Origin of the sequence: Deinococcus budaensis (assembly GCF_014201885.1) — a bacterium.
GTDB lineage: Bacteria > Deinococcota > Deinococci > Deinococcales > Deinococcaceae > Deinococcus > Deinococcus budaensis.
In genome coordinates this window covers 174,802-195,069 of sequence record NZ_JACHFN010000001.1, presented here as the reverse complement: position 1 = coordinate 195,069, position 20,268 = coordinate 174,802, and the positions used below count along the sequence as shown (strand labels likewise).

General features: G+C 70.9%; 22 protein-coding genes. 13 read left to right on the top strand and 9 right to left on the bottom strand.

Annotation, left to right across the window (positions count from 1 at the left end; translation table 11 throughout):
• The first annotated feature begins 6 nt into the window (after positions 1–6).
• The 5 genes from HNQ09_RS00980 to HNQ09_RS00960 all read left to right on the top strand — a co-directional run bounded on the left by HNQ09_RS00980 (position 7) and on the right by HNQ09_RS00960 (position 3,353).
• Entirely contained in the window at positions 7–588 is a 582-nt protein-coding gene (locus HNQ09_RS00980) for a TlpA family protein disulfide reductase (protein WP_184024259.1), read from the top strand.
• Positions 589–656: 68 nt separating this feature from the next.
• Positions 657–1,103 carry a cytochrome c-type biogenesis protein gene (locus HNQ09_RS00975; RefSeq protein ID WP_184024256.1) on the top strand — a complete coding sequence of 149 codons (447 nt, stop codon included), beginning with the start codon at positions 657–659 and terminating at the stop codon, positions 1,101–1,103.
• A complete protein-coding gene (locus HNQ09_RS00970; protein WP_184024253.1) occupies positions 1,100–2,152 on the top strand; it encodes a c-type cytochrome in 1,053 nt (350 codons plus the stop codon). Before HNQ09_RS00975 ends, HNQ09_RS00970 begins: the two co-directional genes overlap by 4 nt.
• A 151-nt stretch (positions 2,153–2,303) precedes the next feature.
• Positions 2,304–2,870 carry a Rieske 2Fe-2S domain-containing protein gene (locus HNQ09_RS00965; protein WP_184024249.1) on the top strand — a complete coding sequence of 189 codons (567 nt, stop codon included), beginning with the start codon at positions 2,304–2,306 and terminating at the stop codon, positions 2,868–2,870.
• Entirely contained in the window at positions 2,871–3,353 is a 483-nt protein-coding gene (locus tag HNQ09_RS00960; protein WP_184024246.1) for a GNAT family N-acetyltransferase, read from the top strand.
• Here HNQ09_RS00960 and HNQ09_RS00955 read toward each other — a convergent pair.
• A complete protein-coding gene (locus HNQ09_RS00955) occupies positions 3,348–4,415 on the bottom strand; it encodes an LLM class flavin-dependent oxidoreductase (RefSeq protein ID WP_184024243.1) in 1,068 nt (355 codons plus the stop codon). The genes HNQ09_RS00960 and HNQ09_RS00955 overlap by 6 nt on opposite strands.
• A 30-nt stretch (positions 4,416–4,445) precedes the next feature.
• Here HNQ09_RS00955 and HNQ09_RS00950 point away from each other — a divergent pair, with 30 nt between their 5' ends.
• Both HNQ09_RS00950 and HNQ09_RS00945 read left to right on the top strand, forming a co-directional pair.
• Positions 4,446–5,315 carry an aldolase/citrate lyase family protein gene (locus HNQ09_RS00950; protein ID WP_184024240.1) on the top strand — a complete coding sequence of 290 codons (870 nt, stop codon included), beginning with the start codon at positions 4,446–4,448 and terminating at the stop codon, positions 5,313–5,315.
• A gap of 40 nt (positions 5,316–5,355) precedes the next feature.
• Positions 5,356–5,826 (top strand): MaoC family dehydratase, encoded by a 471-nt coding sequence (locus tag HNQ09_RS00945; protein WP_184024236.1) that lies wholly within the window; start codon positions 5,356–5,358, stop codon positions 5,824–5,826.
• Between the two features lie 22 nt (positions 5,827–5,848).
• On the opposite strand, the gene HNQ09_RS00940 is transcribed toward HNQ09_RS00945, so the two are convergent.
• Together HNQ09_RS00940 and HNQ09_RS00935 are read right to left on the bottom strand one after the other, a co-directional pair.
• On the bottom strand, positions 5,849–7,252 hold the full coding sequence (locus tag HNQ09_RS00940; RefSeq protein WP_184024233.1) for an MATE family efflux transporter: 1,404 nt from the start codon (positions 7,250–7,252) through the stop codon (positions 5,849–5,851).
• 191 nt (positions 7,253–7,443) lie between these two features.
• The gene (locus HNQ09_RS00935) at positions 7,444–8,424 is read right to left on the bottom strand and encodes an aldo/keto reductase (RefSeq protein WP_184024230.1); all 981 of its coding nucleotides are present in this window, start codon (positions 8,422–8,424) and stop codon (positions 7,444–7,446) included.
• 152 nt (positions 8,425–8,576) lie between these two features.
• On the opposite strand from HNQ09_RS00935, the gene lysS reads away from it, so the two are divergent.
• Positions 8,577–9,746 carry a homocitrate synthase gene (gene lysS / locus HNQ09_RS00930; protein WP_184024228.1) on the top strand — a complete coding sequence of 390 codons (1,170 nt, stop codon included), beginning with the start codon at positions 8,577–8,579 and terminating at the stop codon, positions 9,744–9,746.
• Between the two features lie 29 nt (positions 9,747–9,775).
• Here the strand turns inward: lysS and HNQ09_RS00925 are convergent, their stop codons facing one another.
• Positions 9,776–10,264, bottom strand: coding sequence for a hypothetical protein (locus HNQ09_RS00925; protein ID WP_184024225.1), 489 nt, complete (start codon positions 10,262–10,264; stop codon positions 9,776–9,778).
• A gap of 105 nt (positions 10,265–10,369) precedes the next feature.
• Here HNQ09_RS00925 and HNQ09_RS00920 point away from each other — a divergent pair, with 105 nt between their 5' ends.
• Together HNQ09_RS00920 and HNQ09_RS00915 are read left to right on the top strand one after the other, a co-directional pair.
• Positions 10,370–11,575, top strand: a complete 1,206-nt coding sequence (locus tag HNQ09_RS00920) for a benzoate/H(+) symporter BenE family transporter (RefSeq protein WP_246363046.1) — start codon at positions 10,370–10,372, stop codon at positions 11,573–11,575.
• 82 nt (positions 11,576–11,657) lie between these two features.
• A complete protein-coding gene (locus HNQ09_RS00915; protein ID WP_184024222.1) occupies positions 11,658–12,842 on the top strand; it encodes a cysteine desulfurase-like protein in 1,185 nt (394 codons plus the stop codon).
• Between the two features lie 88 nt (positions 12,843–12,930).
• On the opposite strand, the gene HNQ09_RS00910 is transcribed toward HNQ09_RS00915, so the two are convergent.
• Both HNQ09_RS00910 and HNQ09_RS00905 read right to left on the bottom strand, forming a co-directional pair.
• Entirely contained in the window at positions 12,931–13,551 is a 621-nt protein-coding gene (locus tag HNQ09_RS00910; RefSeq protein ID WP_184024219.1) for a hypothetical protein, read from the bottom strand.
• Between the two features lie 169 nt (positions 13,552–13,720).
• On the bottom strand, positions 13,721–14,635 hold the full coding sequence (locus HNQ09_RS00905) for a transglutaminase-like domain-containing protein (RefSeq protein ID WP_184024216.1): 915 nt from the start codon (positions 14,633–14,635) through the stop codon (positions 13,721–13,723).
• Between the two features lie 111 nt (positions 14,636–14,746).
• Between HNQ09_RS00905 and HNQ09_RS00900 the strand changes: the two genes are divergently transcribed.
• Positions 14,747–16,807: a thioredoxin domain-containing protein gene (locus tag HNQ09_RS00900; RefSeq protein WP_184024213.1), complete on the top strand. Its 2,061-nt coding sequence runs from the start codon at positions 14,747–14,749 to the stop codon at positions 16,805–16,807.
• Between the two features lie 435 nt (positions 16,808–17,242).
• Here HNQ09_RS00900 and rpiA read toward each other — a convergent pair whose 3' ends face one another.
• The gene (gene rpiA / locus HNQ09_RS00895; protein WP_184024210.1) at positions 17,243–17,926 is read right to left on the bottom strand and encodes a ribose 5-phosphate isomerase A; all 684 of its coding nucleotides are present in this window, start codon (positions 17,924–17,926) and stop codon (positions 17,243–17,245) included.
• Entirely contained in the window at positions 17,919–18,410 is a 492-nt protein-coding gene (gene prxQ, locus HNQ09_RS00890) for a thioredoxin-dependent peroxiredoxin PrxQ (protein WP_184024207.1), read from the bottom strand. The genes rpiA and prxQ overlap by 8 nt, the downstream gene beginning before the upstream one ends.
• Before the next feature lie 76 nt (positions 18,411–18,486).
• On the opposite strand from prxQ, the gene deoC reads away from it, so the two are divergent.
• Entirely contained in the window at positions 18,487–19,164 is a 678-nt protein-coding gene (gene deoC, locus HNQ09_RS00885; RefSeq protein WP_184024205.1) for a deoxyribose-phosphate aldolase, read from the top strand.
• Between the two features lie 2 nt (positions 19,165–19,166).
• Positions 19,167–19,751, top strand: a complete 585-nt coding sequence (locus HNQ09_RS00880) for a Maf family nucleotide pyrophosphatase (RefSeq protein ID WP_343057560.1) — start codon at positions 19,167–19,169, stop codon at positions 19,749–19,751.
• A gap of 63 nt (positions 19,752–19,814) precedes the next feature.
• Here HNQ09_RS00880 and HNQ09_RS00875 read toward each other — a convergent pair whose 3' ends face one another.
• Positions 19,815–20,246: an OsmC family protein gene (locus HNQ09_RS00875; RefSeq protein WP_184024202.1), complete on the bottom strand. Its 432-nt coding sequence runs from the start codon at positions 20,244–20,246 to the stop codon at positions 19,815–19,817.
• Between the last annotated feature and the right edge of the window lie 22 nt (positions 20,247–20,268).

Below are 20,268 nucleotides of genomic sequence, written 5' to 3'. Positions count from 1 at the left end.
TGACCCATGACTGACCTTTCCCCCTCTTCCCCTCCGACCCCGGCTCCTGCCCCCCTCTGGCGGCGGCTGCTTCCGCCCCTGATCGCCGCCGCGCTCGTCGCCGTGCTGGGCGCCGCGCTGCTCAATCCCGCGCGCAACGCGACCGACGGCGGGCCGCTGGTGGGCAAACCCGCCCCCGCCTTCACGCTGGAGAGCCTCGACGGAGCGCAGGTCAGCCTCGCCGCTCTCCAGGGCCGCCCGGTCGTGCTGAATTTCTGGGCGTCGTGGTGCGTGCCCTGCCGCGAGGAGGCGCCGCTGTTTCGCGAACTGGGCGAGCGCCGGAGCGGCGAGAACGGCCCGGCGATCCTGGGCATCCTCTTTCAGGAGACCAAGGAGCAAAACGCCCGCGACTTCATTCAGGAGTACGCGCTGGCCTACCCCAACCTGCGCGACCCCGGCATCAAGACCGGCATCAACTACGGGGTGGCCGGGATTCCCGAGACTGTGTTCATCGACGCGGAGGGCGTGATCCGGCACGTGGACCGGGGCGGCCTGACCCGCGAGCGGCTGAACGTCGGCCTGGAGAAGATCGGGGTGACGGGGCTGTGAGCCGGTCAGCGTCCAGCGGCCTGCGGCCCACAGGGCTACGCTCCCTGGCTCTGGCCTTCTGCCTGCTAATGTCCACGTCTCTCGCCCTGACGCCCGCGCAGGAGTCGCGGGCCGAGCGGCTGGGGGATAACCTGCGCTGCCCGATCTGCACGGGGGTGCCCATCACCGAGAGCACCAACGACATCAGCCGCGAGATGCTGCGCGACGTGCGCGAGCAGGTGGCCGCCGGGCGCAGCGACCGCGAGGTCTACGCCTATTTCGCGGCGCGCTACGGCAATTTCGTGCTGCTCGACCCGCCCAAAGAGGGGGCAGGGGTGCTGCTGTGGGGCGCGCCCGTGCTCGCGCTGGCAGCGGGCGGCGCGCTGCTGCTGCGCTTCCTGCGGCGCGGGCGGGTGGAGGCCGGGGAGGCGGCTCCGGTCACGGCGCCCGCGCTCGACGATCCCTTCGACCCCTACCTGGCCGAGGTGCAGCGGCGCACGCGGCGGGACGCGCCGGGTGAAGGGGGCGGCGCGTGATCCTGGGCGTGGTGCTGCTGGCGTTGATCGTGCTGGTGTCGCTGTGGTTGACGCTCGAGCCGCTGCGGGCCGGAAGTCCGGCGGACCCCGACGCCGCCGAGCGCGGGCGCCTGACGGCCGAGCGTGACCGTCTGTACGCCGAACTCGCGGCGCTGGAAGACGAGGGAAGGCGCCCCGACCTCGAACGCCGCGCGGCCCTGGCGCTGCGCGGCCTGGACGCCCTGCCGCCCGCGCCGCCCCCGGCGGGCCGCGCCGGGCACACCCGCAGGCTGGCCCTGCTGGGGGTCGGGGCCGCCGCGCTGCTCACAGCCGCCGGAGCGCTGACCTTCGTGCCGCGCTGGCAGCTCGCGTCGCTGGGCGCGGGTGAGGCGCAGGTGGTGCAAAACGCTCTGGCCCTGCCGGAGCTGCGCCGCGCCGCCGAAGCCAGTGGGCAGAGCGCCGACTTCCTCGCCTGGGGCCAGGCCGCCTTCGACAGCGGCGCCTACGACCAGGCGGTCTCGGCCTACGGGAGCGCCCTGAAACTCGACCCCCGCCAGCCGGAGGCGCTGCGGCGGCTGGGCATCCTGCTGCTCACCCGGCCCGGCCAGCCGGGGCAGGAGATCAGCGCAGGTGACGCGCAGCAGGCCTTCCTCCTGATTCGCACGGCGGCGCAGCTCGCCCCCCGCGAGGCGGAGTCGCAGCTCTTTCTGGGCTACGCGCTGGCCCGCTTCGGGCAGGACGAGGAGGCGCTGACGGCCCTGGAGCGCTACCGGACGCTCAACCCCTCGGGCCGCGACGCGGACGAGACGATCACCGCCATCCGCGCCCGCCAGAACCAGGCCGACCCCGCCCTGCGGGTCTACGCCGCGAACTGCGCGAGCTGCCACGGGGCGGACGGCGGGGGCGGGGCGCTGGGTCCCAGCCTGCGGGCGTCGAACCTCTCACGGGAAGCCCTGCGGGGCGTGATCGTGAACGGCAAGGGCGCCATGCCCGCCTATCCGGGCCTCAAGCCCGCCGAGCTGAATGCCCTGCTCGATCTGCTGGAGCGCTGGCAGAAGGAAGGCGAGTGATCCGGTTTCCGTCCACTCCGTTGTCAACCCGGGAGAGCGCCGAGGGGAGAAGTCCTTTCCCGGCACCCGTTTGTTCCTGCTCGCTCTCCTGCGGAGCTGGACCAGTCTGCCCGGATGGACCAGGTTTTCTCACTGTTTCACCGGAATCCGTATGAGGCTCACCCGCCGGGCCGTGCTGGAACGCTGGTGGGTGGTGCCGGTCGCGGGCACGCTGGGCGCCTTCGGGTACATGGGCTGGTACGCCTCGCGGGTGACCTTCGGCAAGCGCGAGCCGGGCGAGCCGGAGTTCGTGGCGGGCGGCGGCGCCGTGCAGGTCGCGCCCCTGGGGCAGTTCGGGGAGGTCTGGGCCGAGGTGCCCTTTGCCTACGCGGGGCGGCCCTGCCTGGCGCTGCGGGTGCCGGGGCCGGTGCCGGGGGGCCTGAGCGTGGATGGCCGCCACCTCGTCGCCTACAGCCGCATCTGCACCCACCTGGGCTGCCCAGTGCACCTCGTGCGCGACCCCGAGGTGCTGGCCTTTGCCTACAACTACCGCCCCCCGCCGGGGGAGCGGCACCCGCAACTGGGCTGCCCCTGCCACTACAGCGTCTTCGACCCCTTGCAGGCGGGACAGGCGGTCTTCGGCAAGGCGAATGGGCCGCTGCCGCGCGTGCGGCTGGAGCTTCGGGACGGGGCGCTCTACGCCAGCGGCATCGAACCCGCGCCGCCGCTGGGGGGCTGAATGGACGGGCTGACCCTCACGCGGGGCGACCTGGGGGCGGCTTCCGGCGTGCTGACCGCCGCCGCGACCCGGCTGCTGGAGCGCGGCGAGGCCCTCTGGCCCGTGCCCAGCCTGACCCCCGAGCGGCTCTTGCGGCACTACCCGCTGGCAAGCTGGCGGGTGGCGTGGCGCGGCGGGCAGGCGGTCGGGACCTTCGCGCTGCTGGACGCAGACCCCCTCTTCTGGCCTGGGGACCCGCCCGGCGAGGCGCGGTATCTGCACAAGCTCGGCGTTCACCCGGACGCGCAGGGGCGGCGGCTGGCCCACCGGCTGCTGGGTGAGGCGGCGCGCGAGACCCGGGAGGCCGGAGGTGCGTTTCTACGCCTCGACACCGCTGCCGAGCGCCCCAAGCTGCGCGCCCTCTACGAGTCGGCGGGCTTCCGGGCGGTGGACGAGCGGACGGTGAAGGGCTTTTTTGTCGTGCGGTACGAACTGGCCCTATAGGCCCAGGCTGGCCTGACGCCGCGCCACCTCCGCCCGCACCACGGGCGCGACCCGGGTGCCGAACAACTCGATGGAACGCAGCATCTGCGCGTGCGGCAGCGTGCCCACGCTCATCTGCATCAGGAAACGGGTGTGGCCGAACAGCTCGTGCTGGGCCAGGATTTTGGCGGCCACCTCATCGGGGTCTCCCACGAACAGCGCCCCGCGCGGCGAGCGTTCGGCCTCGAAGTGGGCGCGGTCCATCGGCCCCCAGCCCCGCTCGCGCCCCAGACGGTTCATGACCAGGGCGTGGGCGGGAAAGGCGAGGTCCGCCGCCGCCCGTGACGTGTCCGCCAGGAACCCGTGCGCGTTGATACCCAGCGGCAGCGCCCCGTGACCGGCGGCCTGGGCCGACTCGCGGAAGAGGCGCACCAGCGGCAGGAAGCGCTCGGGCGCCCCGCCGATGATCGCCAGCGCCATCGGCAGGCCCAGGGTGCCCGCCCGCCGGGCCGAAGCGGACGTGCCGCCGACCGCCAGCCACAGCGGAAGCGGGGCTTCCGGGCGCGGGTAGACCCCCGCGTCCCGCAGGGGCGGCCGGGTGCGGCCCTGCCAGGTCACGTGCTCGGCCCCGCGCACCGCCAGCAGCAGCTCCAGCCGCTCGGCGAAGAGGGCGTCGTAGTCGGCGGGCATGCCGCCCAGAAAGAGGGGAAAAGATTCGGCAAAGGACCCGCGCCCCACCATGATCTCGGCGCGGCCCCCGGAGAGCAGGTCGAGCGTGGCGAACGCCTGGTAGACGCGCACCGGGTCGTCGGTGCCCAGCACGGTCACCGCGCTCGTGAGGCGGATGCGGCGGGTGCGGGCCGCCATCGCCGCCAGGACCGTGGCGGGCGACGACACCAGGTAGTCGGGGCGGTGGTGCTCGCCCAGGCCGAACACGTCGAGGCCCACCTGGTCGGCGAGTTCGGCCTCCTCCACCAGATTGTTCAGGCGCTCCGGCGGGCTGAGGCTGACCCGGCCCGCCGGATCGGGCGTGAGGTCCCCGAAGGAATACAGGCCGAGTTCGAAGGGCGCCGGGGAGGTCATGCCTCCCACTCTGCCCGTATCCTGGGCGGCGTGCCAGCCTCCGACCCCAGCCTGCGGCCCCGCAGCGTCCTCTTCGCGCCCGGCAACCGCGCCGACCTGATCGCCAAGTTGCCCCGTTCTGGCCCCGACGCCGTGGTCATCGACCTCGAAGACGCCGTGCCGGGCACCCCGGAAGCCAAGGCCGCCGCGCGCCCGGTGGCCCGCGACGCCGCCCGCGAATTGATCGCCGCCGCGCCGCACCTCGCGGTCTTTGTGCGGGTGAACGCGCCGCACTCGCCCTTTTTCGGGGACGACCTCGCGGTGCTGACGCCTGAACTCGCGGGGGTCGTCGTGCCCAAGCTGGAGTCGGCGGCGGACGTGCGGCGGGTGCGGGAGGCGCTGGCCGCGCGGGGGCTGGACCTCCCCCTTCTCGCCGGGTTGGAGACGGGCGCGGGCGTCTGGAATGCCCGTGAGATTCTGGCCGACGAGGGCGTGCATTGGGCCTACTTCGGGGCGGAGGATTACACCACCGACCTGGGAGGCAGCCGTACCCCTGGAAATCTGGAGGTGCTCTATGCCCGCTCGCACGTCGCGCTCGCCGCCCGGCTGACCGGGGTGCACGCGCTGGACATCGTGGTCACGGCGCTGAACGACGCGGCCACCTTCCGCGCCGACGCCGCGCAGGGCCGCGCCCTGGGCTACGGCGGCAAGCTGTGCATTCACCCGGCGCAGGTGGCGCTGGCCCACGACTACTTCGGTCCCACCGACGCCGAGGCCGAGCGCGCCCGCCGCTTGCTCGACGCCGCGCACGAGGCCGCCCTCGCGGGGCACGGCGCCTTCAGCTTCGAGGGCCAGATGGTCGACGAGCCGATGCTGGCAAAAGCCCGCGCTATCCTGCACGCCCGCGAACAGACGAAGTAACCGCCCCCACTGCCCCCTGCCCACTCCCCGGAGGCTCCCCATGAACGAAGACCTGCTGCGCCCCCAGGGCCGCTATTTCGAGGAACTGCCGCCCGGCACCGTGATCCGCCACCGGGTCACCCGCACGCTCACTGAGGCCGATAACGTCTTGTTCACCACCCTGACGATGAACCCGCAGCCGCTGCACCTCGACCGCGAGTACGCCGCCCAGACCGAGTTCGGGCAGCCGCTGGTGAACTCCTTGCTGACGCTGAGCCTCCTGGTCGGCCTGAGCGTGCACGAACTCACGCTGGGCACCCTGATCGCCAACCTGGGCCTGACCGACGTGGTGTTTCCGAGGCCCGTCTTTCACGGCGACACCCTCCGCGCCGAGTCGGAGGTACTGGACACCCGGACGAGCCGCAGCCGCCCGGACGCCGGGATCGTCACCGTCGAGCACCGGGCGATCAACCAGCGCGGGGAGGTGGTGGCCCGCTGCAAACGCACGGCGCTGATGCAGCGGCGCCCCTGATCCAGCCTGCCCGCAGGCGCGCTCAATCCGCCGCTGCCGGAAGCGCCGCCTGCCCCGCGACCACCGCGCCCCACGACAATCTCTTCGCGCGCCAGGTGAAGATGGCGACCTTGACGATCTCCTCCAGCACCCGGGCGATCAGCACCCCCCAGACGCCCAGGTCCAGCCCGAAGGCGAGCAGGTAGGCCAGCGGCAGCCCGACCGCGAAGGCGCTGACCGCGTCGCCGATCAGCACGCCGCGTGTGTCGCTGCCCGAGGGCAGCACGCCGCCGCCGCGCACCATGTTGGCGACCTTGACGACCTGCACCGCCGCGTTGATCAGGATCGCGCCCAGGGCGATCTCACGAACCTGCGCGCCCACCCCGGGATACAGGGCAGGCAGCGCCAGGGCCGTCAGGGCGAACAGCACCCCAAAGGCCACGCCCGTGACCAGCCCGAAACGCTCGACGGCGCGGGCACGTTCGCGGGCGAGCTGCTCGTCGCGCTGGCCCACCGCCTGCCCGATCAAGGCGGTCGCGGCAGGCACCAGCCCGAAGGAGGCGACCACGAAGATGCCCTCCAGGGTGGACGCGATCTGCACCCCGGCAAGCGCCGCCGTGCCCAGCCGCGCGAGCAGCAGCGCGTACAGCAGGTTGCCGCCGCTCCAGGCGAGCTGGGTGGCGGCCAGCGGCAGCGAGAGGTGCAGCAGCTCGCGGATCAGGACCCGCCCGCCTGCCCCCAGGCCGGACCACGCCGGGGCAATCACCCCGCGCCGCCCGTACAGGAACCAGCCCAGCAGGCCCACCCGCAAGGCCTGCCCGCCCAGCGCCCCCCAGGCCGCGCCCGCCAGCCCCAGCCGCGGCAATCCGGCCGCGCCGTGAACCAGCGCGTACCCCAGCGCCACGTTGACCGCCGCCGCCGCAAATGTGGCGAGCATGGGCACGCGCGGCTGCTCCAGCGACCGCAGCACGCTTCCGGCGACCACGCTGAGCACGATCAGCGGCACACTCAGCAGCGCGACCTGAAAAAAGGGCGTGGCGGCCTCGGTCAGCTCGGCCGGAGCGCCCAGCGTCCTCAGCACCGGCGCGGCGAAAGCGTGCAGCCCCGCCACCAGCGCGAGCGTGAGGGCAGCGGCGAGCAGCAGGGCCGTCCCCGAGGTCCGCGCCACCGCCCCCCGGTCGCCGGCCCCGTGCGCCCGCGCGACCAGGATCCCCGCGCCCGACCCCAGCGTGCCCAGCGTGAAGATCAGCAGCAGCGTGACATTGTTGGAAAACCCGACCGCTGCTACCGCTGTCGCGCCCAGGGTCGCCACGATCAGCTGGGCCAGAAAGTTGAACACAAGCTGCACGACGCCCTCCACGCTGGCGGGCACGGCCAGCCGCAGGATGTCGCGCAGGTGGTCGCCGGACCCGGTAGGGCGGTCGGCGGAGAGACTGGAGTCGGGCACGCTGGACAAGGCAAAACCTCCGCCGGGCACTGTAGGGGAGCGGGAGGGCGCGCCGCTTCCCGGATCGCTGAGGAAACGCTCAATCCGCTGCGGCCGAGTCCCGGTTTGCGAGACGGCGCGCGAGCCCCCGAAAAAAGGGAGGAGGCGGACCCGGATCCGCCTCCTCCCCCGCACTCCACCCCTCGCCCCCCTCAGTCGGCGGCGCCGTACCAGTTGCGGTCCCAGCGGTGGGCGTGGAGCTTTTGCACCTGTTCGGCGGACAGGCCCCGGCCATCGGCCAGCGCGAGGTTGCGCTCGACGTTGCGGGCGCTACGCATTCCCACGATCACGGTGCTAACGGCGGGGTGGCTCAGCACGAAACGCAGGGCCGTCTCGGGAAGCTGCGCGGTCGGGATGCCCAGGGCCGTCTCGATGGCGCGCAGGCGCGGCTGCAACTCGGTCTTGCGGTCGCCGCCGAAGTAGCGGTGGCGCCAGTCACCCTCCGGAAAGGTCGTCTCCGGCGTGATGTTGCCGGTCAGGCTGCCCTCGTCGAGCGCCACGCGCACGATCACACCGACGCCGTTGGCGAGGCAGGCGTCGAGCAGGCGGTCTTGCGGCGACTGGTCGAACACGTTGTAGATCACCTGCACGGTCTCCACCGCGCCCGCCTCGACGGCCTTCACGGCGTTCTCGGGCTGGTGGTCGTTGATGGAGATGCCGAAGTGCCGGATCTTGCCGTCGCGCCTCAGCTGCGCCACCGCGTCCTGCCAGTCGCCCTGCCCCAGCCACGAATCGTTCCAGACGTGAAATTGCTGCACGTCGATGGAGGGCAACCCCAGCCGCTCCAGGCTGGCCTCGGTGCACCGGATGACGTGCTCGCCGGGAAACGCCTGCTCGGCGGTCGTGCCAGGCGCGGCGGGCCATTCGCCGTTCCTGGGACTGATCTTGGTGGCGACCAGCGTGCCGGGGTGCTCGCGGGCCACCTGACCGACCAGCCGCTCGCTGTGGCCGTCGCCGTAGCCCATGGCGGTGTCGATGAAGTTGCCGCCCAGCTCAACGTAGCGCCGCAGCGCGGTCAGGCTCTCGTCGTCCTGCGCGCCCTTCCACATGTCGGCGCCGATGCCCCAGGCGCCGTAGCCGATCTCGGTGACGTGCAGGCCGGTGCGGCCCAGTGGGCGTTGGTGCGGAGTCATGCGCGCACCCTACGCCCCGCCCCGGCGCCCGGGTATGAGGAGCATCTTCACCTGCCTGCCAGAGAGACGATGTTTTACATTCGCAAATCTATTTACATAACTTGTTGACATTTGATAGGCAAAAGGCCAGACTACCGGGCACGAGGCTCCCCATGACCCCAGACTCTCCTCTCCCCCCCATCCCCGCCCGGTCCTGGGCGATCATCGACTCGACGCTGCGGGAGGGCGAGCAGTTCGCGCGCGGGAACTTCAAACGGGGCGACAAGATCGAGATCGCGCGGGCGCTGAACGCCTTCGGGGCCGAGTTTCTGGAGGTCACCACCCCGATGGTGAGCGCGCAGACCGCGCAGGACATCCGCACCCTCGCCGGGCTGGGCCTGAAGGCCAAGATTCTGACGCACGTCCGCTGCCATATGGACGACGTGCAGCGGGCGGTGGACCTCGGCGTGGACGGGCTGGACCTGCTGTTCGGCACCAGTTCCTTTCTGCGAGAGTTCAGCCACGGCAAGAGCATCGGGCAGATCATCGACACGGCGTCCGAGGTGATCGGGTGGATCAAGCAGCACCACCCGGAGCTGCAAATCCGCTTCAGCGCCGAGGACACCTTCCGCTCGCAGGAGGCGGACCTGATGGCGGTGTACCGCGCCGTCTCCGCGCTGGGCGTCCACCGGGTCGGGCTGGCGGACACGGTGGGGGTCGCCACGCCCCGGCAGGTGTACACACTGGTCCGCGAGGTGCGCAAGGTCATCCACGAGGACTGCGGCATCGAGTTCCACGGGCACAACGACACGGGCTGCGCGGTCTCCAACGCCTACGAGGCCGTCGAGGCGGGCGCCACGCACATCGACACGACCATCCTGGGGATCGGGGAGCGCAACGGGATCACGCCGCTGGGGGGCTTCCTGGCGCGGATGTTCACCTTCGACCCGCAGGGCCTGATCGACAAGTACGACCTGGAGCTGCTGCCCGAACTCGACCGCATGATCGCCCGGATGGTGGACCTGCCGGTGCCCTGGAACAACTACCTGACGGGCGAATTCGCCTACAACCACAAGGCGGGAATGCACCTCAAGGCGATCTACCTCAACCCCGGCGCCTACGAGGCGATTCCGCCCGGCGTGTTCGGGGTGGGCCGCCGCATCCAGGCCGGGAGCAAGGTGACGGGCAAGCACGCCATCGCGTACCGGGCGCGCGAACTCGGCCTGCACTACGGCGACGAGGCCTTGCGGCAGGTCACCGACTACATCAAGGCGCTGGCCGAGCACGGGGAACTGGACGACGCCCACCTGGAACAGGTGCTGAGGGAGTGGGTGAGCGCGTAAGGTATGTCAGCCAAGTTGGACGGTCGAGGTTAGTCCCAGGGATTGAAAATGATTTCCCCGATATTCCGAGGCTTCCACAACCGAATTTGTTTGACCTCACCTTCCCAGAGGTGCTGGAGCACCTGCGGCTCCGGCACACTCTCCAGATACATCACATCCAGCACGCGGAACTCCGAAAAGGCTTCCAGCGCTTGAGTCATGGCAGGCACGTCTTCCCATCCCAGGTCAAAGATGGGCGAGCCAAGCTCGACCTTAGCGCTCGACTCTACCAGAGCAAGCCAGGGGTAATGCGCGTTACACAGAACGAGGATTCGCTTAGCATCGATCTGCACCTCTGCGGCATGATAATTTCGGTCAACTTTGCCGTCAGCGCTGTCCACCCGGACGACACGAGCACCCATAGACCGTGCAGCCTCATAACACACCCGTTTAAAGTCGGGAGCGTCAACCCAAGGAAGTTTTTCACCCTGTTGGATAAACCCGGTGATGCCGCGCGGCAGGGGGAGAACATCAACCATGTTGCTCCCACATTATCTGGCTTTACGAGGCTTGGCTGACACGCCCCAGAAAACCTAGAAGGGCCTGCCCTTTTCCCTCCCGGCATGTGTTGGAATGCCCGGCAGATGGAACTCCCGATGCCGTCCACCCCCCCCACCACCCTCCACGACCTGCGGCGGGACGCTTCCGCCTCGGCGGTCACGGCGGGCTTTGTGGCGGTCGTGGTCGGTGCGGCGAGCAGCATCGGGCTGCTGGTGGGGGCGGCGCGGGACTTCGGGCTGAGCCACGGGCAGACGGTGAGCTGGGTGCTGAGCTGCTACCTGGCGATCAGCGTGTCGGGCGCGGCCCTGACCTGGCGGCACCGCGCCCCCGTCAAGATGGCCTGGACGACGCCGGGGCTGGCGCTCGTCGCTTCGGTGGCGGCGGCGGGCACCCTGAGCTACGCCGAGGTGCTGGGCGCCTATGTGCTGAGCGCCCTGATCATGACCGGGCTGGGCGTGAGCGGGGCGTTCGAGCGGGTGACCTCGCGGCTGCCGCCCGCGCTGGCGAACGCGCTGCTGGCCGGGGTGCTGCTGCCCTTTGTGCTGGGAGCCTTCCGGGCGCTGCCGCAGGCCCCGCTGCCGGTCGGCGGGATGATCGCGGTCTTCCTGGCGGGCCGGGTGTGGTTCGCGCGCTGGGCGGTCCCGGCGGCGCTGCTGGCCGGGGCGGGCCTGTCGCTGGCGGCCGGAGCGGTGGGGCCGCTGACCGGGGGTGGCCTGGGCACGCTGGTCTGGACCCCGCCTGCTTTCTCGCTTTCCGCCGTGCTGACGCTGGCCCTGCCCATGACAGTGCTGACCCTGGCCTCGCAGCAGCTTCCGGGGGTGGCGGTGCTGCGGGCCTGCGGCTTCGCGCGGGTGCCGACCTCGCCGCTGATCACGTGGTCTGGGCTGGCGAGCCTGCTCTCGGCCCCCTTCGGCGCGCACACGACCAACCTCGCCGCGATCACGGCGGCCATCGCGGCGGGCGAGGAGGCGCACCCCGACCCGAACCGGCGCTGGGTCGCGGGCCTGAGTGCGGCCCTGTTCTACCTGCTGCTGGGCGTGTTCGCGGGCTGGGTGGTGGGGGCGGTGGGCGCCGTCCCCGCGCCCGTGGTCGCGGCGCTGGCGGGGCTGGCGCTGGTGTCCACCACCCTGTCAAGCGTCACGGCGGCGCTGGGGGACGAGCGCGGGCGCGAGGCCGCCTTCCTGACGCTGGCGGTGACCGCGAGCGGCCTGAGCTTCCTGGGCATCGGGAGCGCGGTGTGGGGGCTGGCGCTGGGGGGCGGGCTGCTGTGGCTGACGGGGAGGCGGTGAACAGGGCGCGGAAGGCCGTCGGCGGTCATCTTCTGCCGCGCACCGCGCCTCCCGTCCCCGCTCCCCCTCTAGACTCTCCCCCATGAACCTCGAAGCCATCCGGGCGCAGTTTCCCCCGCTCGCCTCCGGCCGCGCGTACCTCGACAACGCGGCGGGCGGCCTGCTCCCCACCCGCGCCATCACGGCGATTACCGACCACCTGACCCGTTTTGGCGCCACCAACGCGATGCCGGGCCACCTGCCGGGCCGCGAGATGCTGGCCCTCAAGGGCCGGGCGCGCGAGGCCACGGCCCTCTTTCTGAACGCGCAGGCGGAGGACGTGGCGCTGGGGCCGAGTGCCACCGCCCTGGCCTTCCGGCTGGCGGCGGCCTTCGCGCGGCTGTGGGGACCGGGGGACGAGGTGATCCTGTCGGGCCTGGACCACGAGGCGAACGCCAGCCCCTGGCGCGAGCTGGAGCGCGTGGGCGTGACCGTCAAGGTCTGGCACGCCCGGCAGCCCGACATGCGCCTGCACACCGAAGACCTCGCCGCCCTGCTCTCCCCCCGCACCCGGCTGGTGGCGATCACGGCGGCGAGCAACGTCCTGGGCGTGGCGGTGGACATCCCGGCGGTGACCTCGCAGGTCCGCGCGGCGGGCGCCTGGACGGTGGTGGACGCCGTTCACGCCGCCCCGCACGCCTTTCCCGACGTGCAGGCCTGGGGTGCGGACTTCGTCATGTTCAGCCCCTACAAGGTCTGGGGGCCGCACCTGGGTGCGCTGTGGGTCGCGCCCGAGCGCCGCGCCGGGCTGCCCTGGCCCCGCCTGAGCTTCGTACCGGAGGGCGACATCACCGGGCTGGAGTACGGCACCCCACAGTTCGAGTTGCTCGCGGGGTGGCTGGGCACCCTGGACTACCTGCGCGAACTCGGCGGCCACGACACACTGACCCGCGCGGCGCTGGAAGCGGCCTCGGCGCGGATCGCGGCGCTGGAGACCCCGGTTGCCGGGCGGCTGCTCGCGGGGCTGCGGGAGGCCCCCGGCGTCACGGTCTACGGCCCGCCGACGATGGAGGGCCGGATGGGCGCCGTCGCCTTCCGGGTGCTGGGAGAGGCCCCCGAAGCCACCGCCGCCCGGCTCTCGGCGCAGGGGGTGGACGCGGCCGCCGGACACTTCTACGCCGTGCAGCCCCTGAAAGACCTGGGCCTGTACCCGGAGGGTGTGGTGCGGGCGAGCGTCGCGCACTACACGAGTCTGGAGGACGTGGAACGGCTGCTGACGGGGATTTGAGGACTGGAAGGCGGAGAAATCCAAGTGCCTGCGAATCCCTATGACCGAGAGGAACTCGCAGGCACTCTTAAATGACAGGAAGGAACGCTTACTGGCGCGAGGCGAGCGCCTTCACTTCCAGATACTGTCTGTAAGCCGCGCTGTCTTTCGAGGTTTGCCCACCGGACTGTTCTTGCGCATCCTGTTCCTTGAGAGCAGCGTCTGTGGTGATGGGTGCGAGAGCACTTGTGGACAGTGAATAGCGATTTCCCGTCATGGGGTAGCACCTGGACATTTCGTTGGTGGACAGGTTAATCTGATAGTAGCAACCTTGAATGGTGTTGGCACCCGCGAAATCAAAGGTATAGAACCTATCGATCGTTATGCTGGGATCATACAGACTGAACTTTTTGTATTCAGAGTCGTAACTGGAGATGACCAGATCGTTGTACTGGTCGGTCCCGGCGAGGTAATAATCCCCCGGAGTCACTGTGGACGCCCTGAGAGTCTTCAATTTGTAGGTTTCGGAGAACGTGCTGATTATGGTGAAGGTGAAGTTCCATGATCCGTAGAGGCGTTCCGTTTGCTGCTGATTGAAGGAGATTGCGCCACCGCCCGTAGCAGGAGGCGTACCTGGGGCAGGGTTATTTGGAGTGGGGCTGTTCGTCCCTCCACATGAAGTGATCACTGCTGCGGCGGCCAAAGTCACAACGAGGTGCTGGTATTTCACGCTTGGAATGTACAGGCTCGTCAGCAGGACCAGTGCCGCATAGGCGAATACCCCCGTCGGGGGTCCACATCTCAGGAGCGAGAGACGAGTGTGGCAATCAAGCTTGCCGACAGGTCAAAGTCAGAGTTGCCTCCCTCCCCGGAACGCTGCCGACCGCAGGGGAAAGTTTTCAGAACACCCGCGGCTTCGGCGCGTCGTCGAGCGTCGTGTCCACGCCCGTCTCGTCGGCCCAGACTTTCATGTGGACCAGTCGGGCGCTGCCGAAAGTGGTCGTAAAGGCCACGTCCGAAGCGTCGCGGCCCTGGGCGATCAGCACGCGGCCCACGCGCGGCTTGTTGTGGCGGGCGTCGAAGGTGCGCCACTGGCCATCCAGATACGCCTCGAACCAGGCGTGAAAATCCATCGGCACCGGGTCGGGCGTGATGTCGATGTCGGGCATGTAGCCGCAGACGTAGCGGGCCGGGATGTTCAGCGCCCGGCAAAAGGCCACGCCCATATGGGCAAAATCCCGGCACACCGCCCGCTTGCTGTCGAAGGCCTGCCGGGCGGTCGTGCTGGAGGTGCTGCCTGGGCCGTAGACGCATTCGTCTTGCAGAAAGTCGCTGATCGCCTGCACCTGCGCCCAGCCGCCCTGGATATGCCCGAAACGGTCCCAGGCTTCCTGGCTGACCAGATCGCTGTCCACGTAGCGGCTGGGCAGCAGGTAGCCGATGGTCTCGTCGGGCAGCTCCTCGACGCGGTGCTTGCGCAGGTGCGGCAGCACGGGGTCGGGGCGGCGGGTCACCTCCGCGATCAGGTCGTGCCCGACTGTGAACTCGCCCGGCTGCGCCAGCGTGCGCCACACGACGTTGCCATGGGTGTCGGTGTAGCGCTGGATGCCCTCGGCCGCGCCCAGGGCCCGCTCGGCCACAATCCGCTGGCGGGTTCCGGTCGCCTCCAGCCGCTCGCGGGGCTGCACCACGAACAGCATCGGGGTGGGGTAGGGCACCTCGAAGGTGAGAGAAAAGCCCGCGCGGACGCGGACGGGTTGCTCGATGGGATAGGCGGCGGGGTCGGCGGGCGGGCGGGCATCGGGCTGGGCCATACCCCCACAGTCTGCCGCGCCGGGCGGGTGTGGCGGGTGTGAAGCTTCCCACACCGGGCACTTCATCCGGCGTCAGACCGGGGCGCGCGGGCGGGCGCTACGCTGCCTCCCATGAACCGGCCCGCCCAGAACCGTCTGGCCCAGGAAACCAGCCCCTACCTCCTCCAGCACGCGGACAATCCGGTGGACTGGTGGCCCTGGGGCGAGGAGGCGTTCGCGGAGGCCCGGCGGCGCGACGTGCCCGTGCTGCTGTCCATCGGGTACTCGACCTGTCACTGGTGCCACGTGATGGCCCACGAGAGCTTCGAGGACGCTGCCACCGCCGAGTTCATGAACGCCCATTTCGTGAGCGTCAAGGTGGACCGCGAGGAGCGCCCCGACGTGGACGGGGTGTACATGACGGCCACCCAGCTGATGACCGGGCAGGGCGGCTGGCCGATGACGGTCTTCCTGACCCCAGGCGGCGAGCCGTTCTACGCGGGCACCTATTTTCCGCCCGAAGACCGCTACGGGATGCCCGGCTTTCCCCGCCTGCTGGCGAGCGTGGCGCACACCTGGCAGGAGGGCCGCGACAAGATCGAGGGCAACGCGCAGGCGCTCGCGGGGCATGTGCGCGAGGCCAGCCGTCCCCGGCCCTCGGCGGGCGAGCTGCCGGAGGACTTTCTGGAGCGGGCCGTGGCGAACCTGCGTCGGGTGTACGACGCCGACCTGGGCGGCTTCGGCGGGGCGCCCAAGTTCCCGGCCCCCACCACGCTCGATTTTCTGCTGACCCGTGCGGACGGGCGCGACATGGCGCTGCACACCCTCAGGCAGATGGGCCGGGGCGGCATCTACGACCAGCTTGGCGGCGGCTTTCACCGCTACTCGGTGGACGCGCAGTGGCTGGTGCCCCACTTCGAGAAGATGCTCTACGACAACGCCCAGCTCACCCGCACGCTGCTGCGCGCCTACCAGCACACCGGGGACGAGGACTTCGCCCGGCTGGCCCGCGAGACGCTGAGCTACCTGGAACGCGAGATGCTGGCGCCGGAAGGCGGCTTCTACAGCGCCCAGGACGCCGACACCCAGGGCGTCGAGGGCCTGACCTTCACCTGGACACCGGAGGAAATCCGCGCTGTGTTGAATGAGGGGGGGCTGGGCGGCGGCCCGGACGCCGAGCTGGCCTTGCGGGTCTACGGCGTGACCCCGGAGGGCAACTTCGAGGACCCCCACCGCCCGGACGCGGGGCGGCGCAGCATTCTGCACGTCCTGACCCCGCCCGCTGGCCTCGCGCGCGACCTCGGCGAGAGCGTGGAGGCCCTGACCGCGCGGCTGGACACCGCCCGCGCCAGGCTCCTCGCCGCCCGGCAGACGCGGCCCCAGCCCGGCACCGACGACAAGGTGCTGACCTCGTGGAACGGGCTGGCGCTGGCGGCCTTCGCGGACGCCGGGCGCATCCTGGGTGAAGCCCATTACCTCGACGTGGCCCGCCGCAACGCCAGCTTCGTGCGGGAGCGGATGCGCCTCCCGGACGGCACCCTGCGCCACACCTACAAGGACGGCGTGGCCCGCGTGGAGGGGCTGCTGGAGGACCATGCCCTCTACGCGCTCGGCCTCGTCGCGCTGTACCAGGCGGGCGGCGACCTCTCGCATCTGGAGTGGGCGCGCGAGCTGTGGGGCGTCGTGCGGGGCGACTTCTGGGACGAGGAGGCGGGCCTCTTCCGCTCCACCGGGGGCCGCGCCGAGGCGCTGCTGACCCGGCAGGCCCAGGGCTTCGACTCGGCCGTCCTCAGCGACAACGCCGCCGCCGCACTGCTGGGCCTGTGGATGGGCCGTTATTACGGGGACGAACAGGCCGAGGCCCTGGCCCGGCGCACGGTGCAGACCTACGCCGGGGACATGCTCGCGGCGGCGGGCGGCTTCGGCGGCCTGTGGCAGGCGGCCGCCTTCCTGGAAGCCCCCCACGTCGAGGTTGCCCTGATCGGCACGCCCGCCGAACGCGCCCCCCTCGAACGGGTGGTCGCCCGCTTCCCCCTCCCCTTCGCGGCCCTCGCTCCGGCTGAACAGGGCGAAGGATTGCCCGTGCTGGAAGGCAGGCCGGGCGGCGGCACCGCCTACGTGTGCATCGGCCACGCCTGCGACCTGCCGACGAGGGACCCGGAGGTGCTGGGGGGACAGTTGGGGCGGTTGTGAGGGGAAAGAAAGTCGCCAGCGGAGGCCAAGGGTTATGGGCTGTGGGCGCCGGGCCTTGGATGAGGGCGAGCTGCGCCCGCCACCCCCCTCCCCAACCCTCTGCTGACGCAGCTCTGCGAGTCGCCCACAAGGAGGGAGAAGAGGCGCCGTAGCTTGAGCTTTTCAAAAACGGCACAGCGGACGCCGCACAGGTGAGGGCGAATAGAGTCCGCACCGCCTTCCCCACGTCGGCTCGCGCAGCGAGACGGTGGCCGCAGGCGGGAACGCACCGAGATCAAACATTCCGGCCGAGAACCACGTCCCCCAACGCCGCCGATTTGTCCTTGCCGAGCGCAGCGCTTCGCTCCCCTGCCCCCTTTGGGGGAGGGGCTGGGGGTGGGGGCAAATCTTCGAAAGACAATTCCCCCATGCCCGCACCGCCCAAGAAGCTCAGTCTCACCCCCCCAGCTCCCGAACCCCCCCCGGCGCCGCCACAAACGCTGCGTCTGCCATCCCCAGGAAAAACCCCGTCTCCACCACACCCAGCGTCCCCTTAAGCTGCCGCTCCAGCTCGACCGGATCGAACGAGGCGGGAAGTTGCGCGTCATAGATGTAGTTGCCGTTGTCGGTCACGTAAGGCTGCGCCCCCGGCTGCCTGAGCCGCCCCCCCGGCACCAGCGCCCGCACCCGCTCGATGGTAGACAGAAACCCGAACCGCGCGATCTCGACCGGCAACGGCGCCTTCTCCCCCAGCCGGGTCACGACCTTGGTGTGGTCCGCGATGATGACCAGCCGCCGCGCCTGCACCTCGGTGAGCTTCTCGCGCAGCAGGGCGCCGCCCAGGCCCTTGATCAGGTTCAGCGTGGGGTCGATCTCGTCCGCTCCGTCGATGGCGAGGTCGAGCGGGCGGGGGTCGAGCGGCTCGACGGGAATGCCCACCGCGCGGGCCAGCGCTTCCGAAGCGTCGCTGGTCGCCACGCCGACCACCCGCCGCAGGTCGCCGGAGGCCAGCCGCTCCCCGATCGCCTCGATGGCGTATTTGGCGGTGCTGCCGGTGCCCAGCCCGACGCGCATCCCGCTCCCCACCAGGGCGACGGCGCGCAGGGCGGCCTCCTTTTTCAGGGCCTCCAGATCAGGCATCGCCGCGCTCCCGGCGGTCGGCCTCGATGGCGGCGGCCACCTCGTCGGCGTGGCCTTCCACCTTCACGGCGGGCCAGCCGCGCACCAGCCGTCCATCCGGGCCGATCAGAAAGGTCGCGCGCTTGACCCCCTCGCTGACCTTGCCGTAGAGGTTCTTGGTGCCGTAGGCGCCCACCGTCTTCAGGAATTCCGCGTCCGGGTCGGTCAGCAGCGGAAAGGGCAGGCTGTACTTCTCGGCAAAGGCGCGGTGGCTCCCGGCGTCGTCGCGGCTGACGCCCAGGATGGCGGCGCCCAGTGCTCTCAGGCGGGCGCTGTCGCGGAAATCGCAGGCTTCTTTGGTGCAGCCGGGCGTGTCGTCCTTGGGATAGGCGTACAGCACCACGTAGCGGCCCGCGTAATCCGCCAGACGGTGGGGCTGGCCCGCAGCGTCGGACAGCGAGAAGTCGGGAAAGGGGGCGCCGGGCTGGACAGGAGTGGCCGTCATGCCTCAGAGGGTAGCCGACAAGCCGGGGAGTGGAGGCCGGGCCATTCCCAGCGGGCAGGCTGCGTATCCTGGGACCATGAACCTCGCCCCCTACATCGACCACACGCTGCTCAAGGCCACCGCGACCCCGGACGACATCCGCCAGCTGTGCGCCGAGGCCCGCCAGCACGCCTTTTACGCCGTGTGCGTCAATCCGGTCTACGTGCCGCTGGCCGCCGCCGAGTTGCAGGACTCGGGCGTGAAGGTCGCCACCGTCTGCGGCTTTCCGCTGGGGGCGATGCTGCCGGAGCAAAAGGCCGTCGAGGCCCGCCTGAGCGTGGAGGCGGGCGCCGACGAGGTGGACATGGTGATTCACATCGGCGCGGCGCTCGCCGGCGACTGGGACACGGTGGAGGCCGACGTGCGGGCCGTTCGCAAGGCGATTCCGGACACGGTGCTCAAGGTCATCATTGAAACCTGCTATCTCGACGACGAGCAAAAGCGCGGCGCGACCCGGGCCGCCGTGCGGGGCGGCGCCGACTTCGTGAAGACCAGCACCGGCTTCGGCACGGGCGGCGCGACCGTGGAGGACGTGCGGCTGATGGCGGACGTGATCGCGGCCCTTTCTCCCGAACGGCGCGTGCAGATCAAGGCCGCCGGGGGCGTGCGCTCGGTGGCCGACGCCGGGGCGATGGTCGGGGCGGGCGCCACCCGCCTGGGCACCTCGGGCGGCGTGGCGCTGGTGTCCGGCGAGCGGCCCGGGGCGGGCTACTGAGCGTGCCGGAGGGCAGCGGGCCGGAGGTGATCCTGGCGTCGGGCAGCCCCCGGCGCCGCGAACTGCTGGCGAATCTCGGCGTGCCCTTCCGCGTGGTCGTCAGCGGCGAGGCGGAGGACAGCCCCGAGCGTGACCCCGCGCGGCTGGCGGGCGAACTCGCCGCGCTCAAGGCGGGGGCGGTGGCCCGGCTCGCCCCGGACGCCGTGGTGATCGCCGCCGACACCGTGGTCGCGCTGGGGGGCGAACTGCTGGGCAAACCGGGAGACGAGGCCGAGAACCGCGCCTTCGTGCGGCGGCTGGCGGGCCGGACCCATCAGGTCTATACCGGCGTCACGGTGATCGTGGGCGGGCAGGTCCGGGGCGGCGTGGAGCGCACCGACGTGACCTTCCGCGCCCTGACTGACCACGAGATCGCCCACTATGCCGCCACCGGCGAGGGGCTGGACAAGGCCGGGGGCTACGGCATCCAGGGGGTCGGCATGGTCCTGGTGAGGCGCGTGGACGGCGACTATTCCAACGTGGTCGGCTTTCCGCTGGGGCTGGTGATCCGGCTGCTGCGGGAGGCGGGGGTGCGCGTCTGGGAATAGCGAACGGGACGCAACAGGAGGGAGACGTTCGGCGCGTCCCCCTCCTGTTTTGGCCCCCATGTTCTACACCTTGGCCGTCTCGCCCGCCTCCACCCGCGTCTCCACCACGATCTCGCTGTTGAGGCTGGCCGCCACCGAGCAGTATTTCTCGTGGCTGAGGTGCGCGGCCCGCTCCAGCGCCTCGGGGGTCAGGCCCTCCCCGCTGGCGATGTGCCGGACCACGATGCGGGTGTAGCGCTTGGGGTGCTCCTCCGCCCGCTCGCCCTCGGCCTCGATGCGGTAGCTCGTGAGCTTGACGCGCTTCTTGCCCATCACCTGCACCACGTCGTAGGCGGTGCAGGTCGCCAGCGCGCCCAGCAGGGCCTCCATCGGCGAGACGCCGACTTTGGTCGCGCTGTTGTCGATCAAGAGCTGGTGCCCGCTCTCGCTGACGCCCACATAGCGCTGCTCGCCCAGCCAGGTCACGTTCAGGGTCTTTCTCGGGGTGGCGGTCATGGCCCCAGCGTAGCGCGGCGGG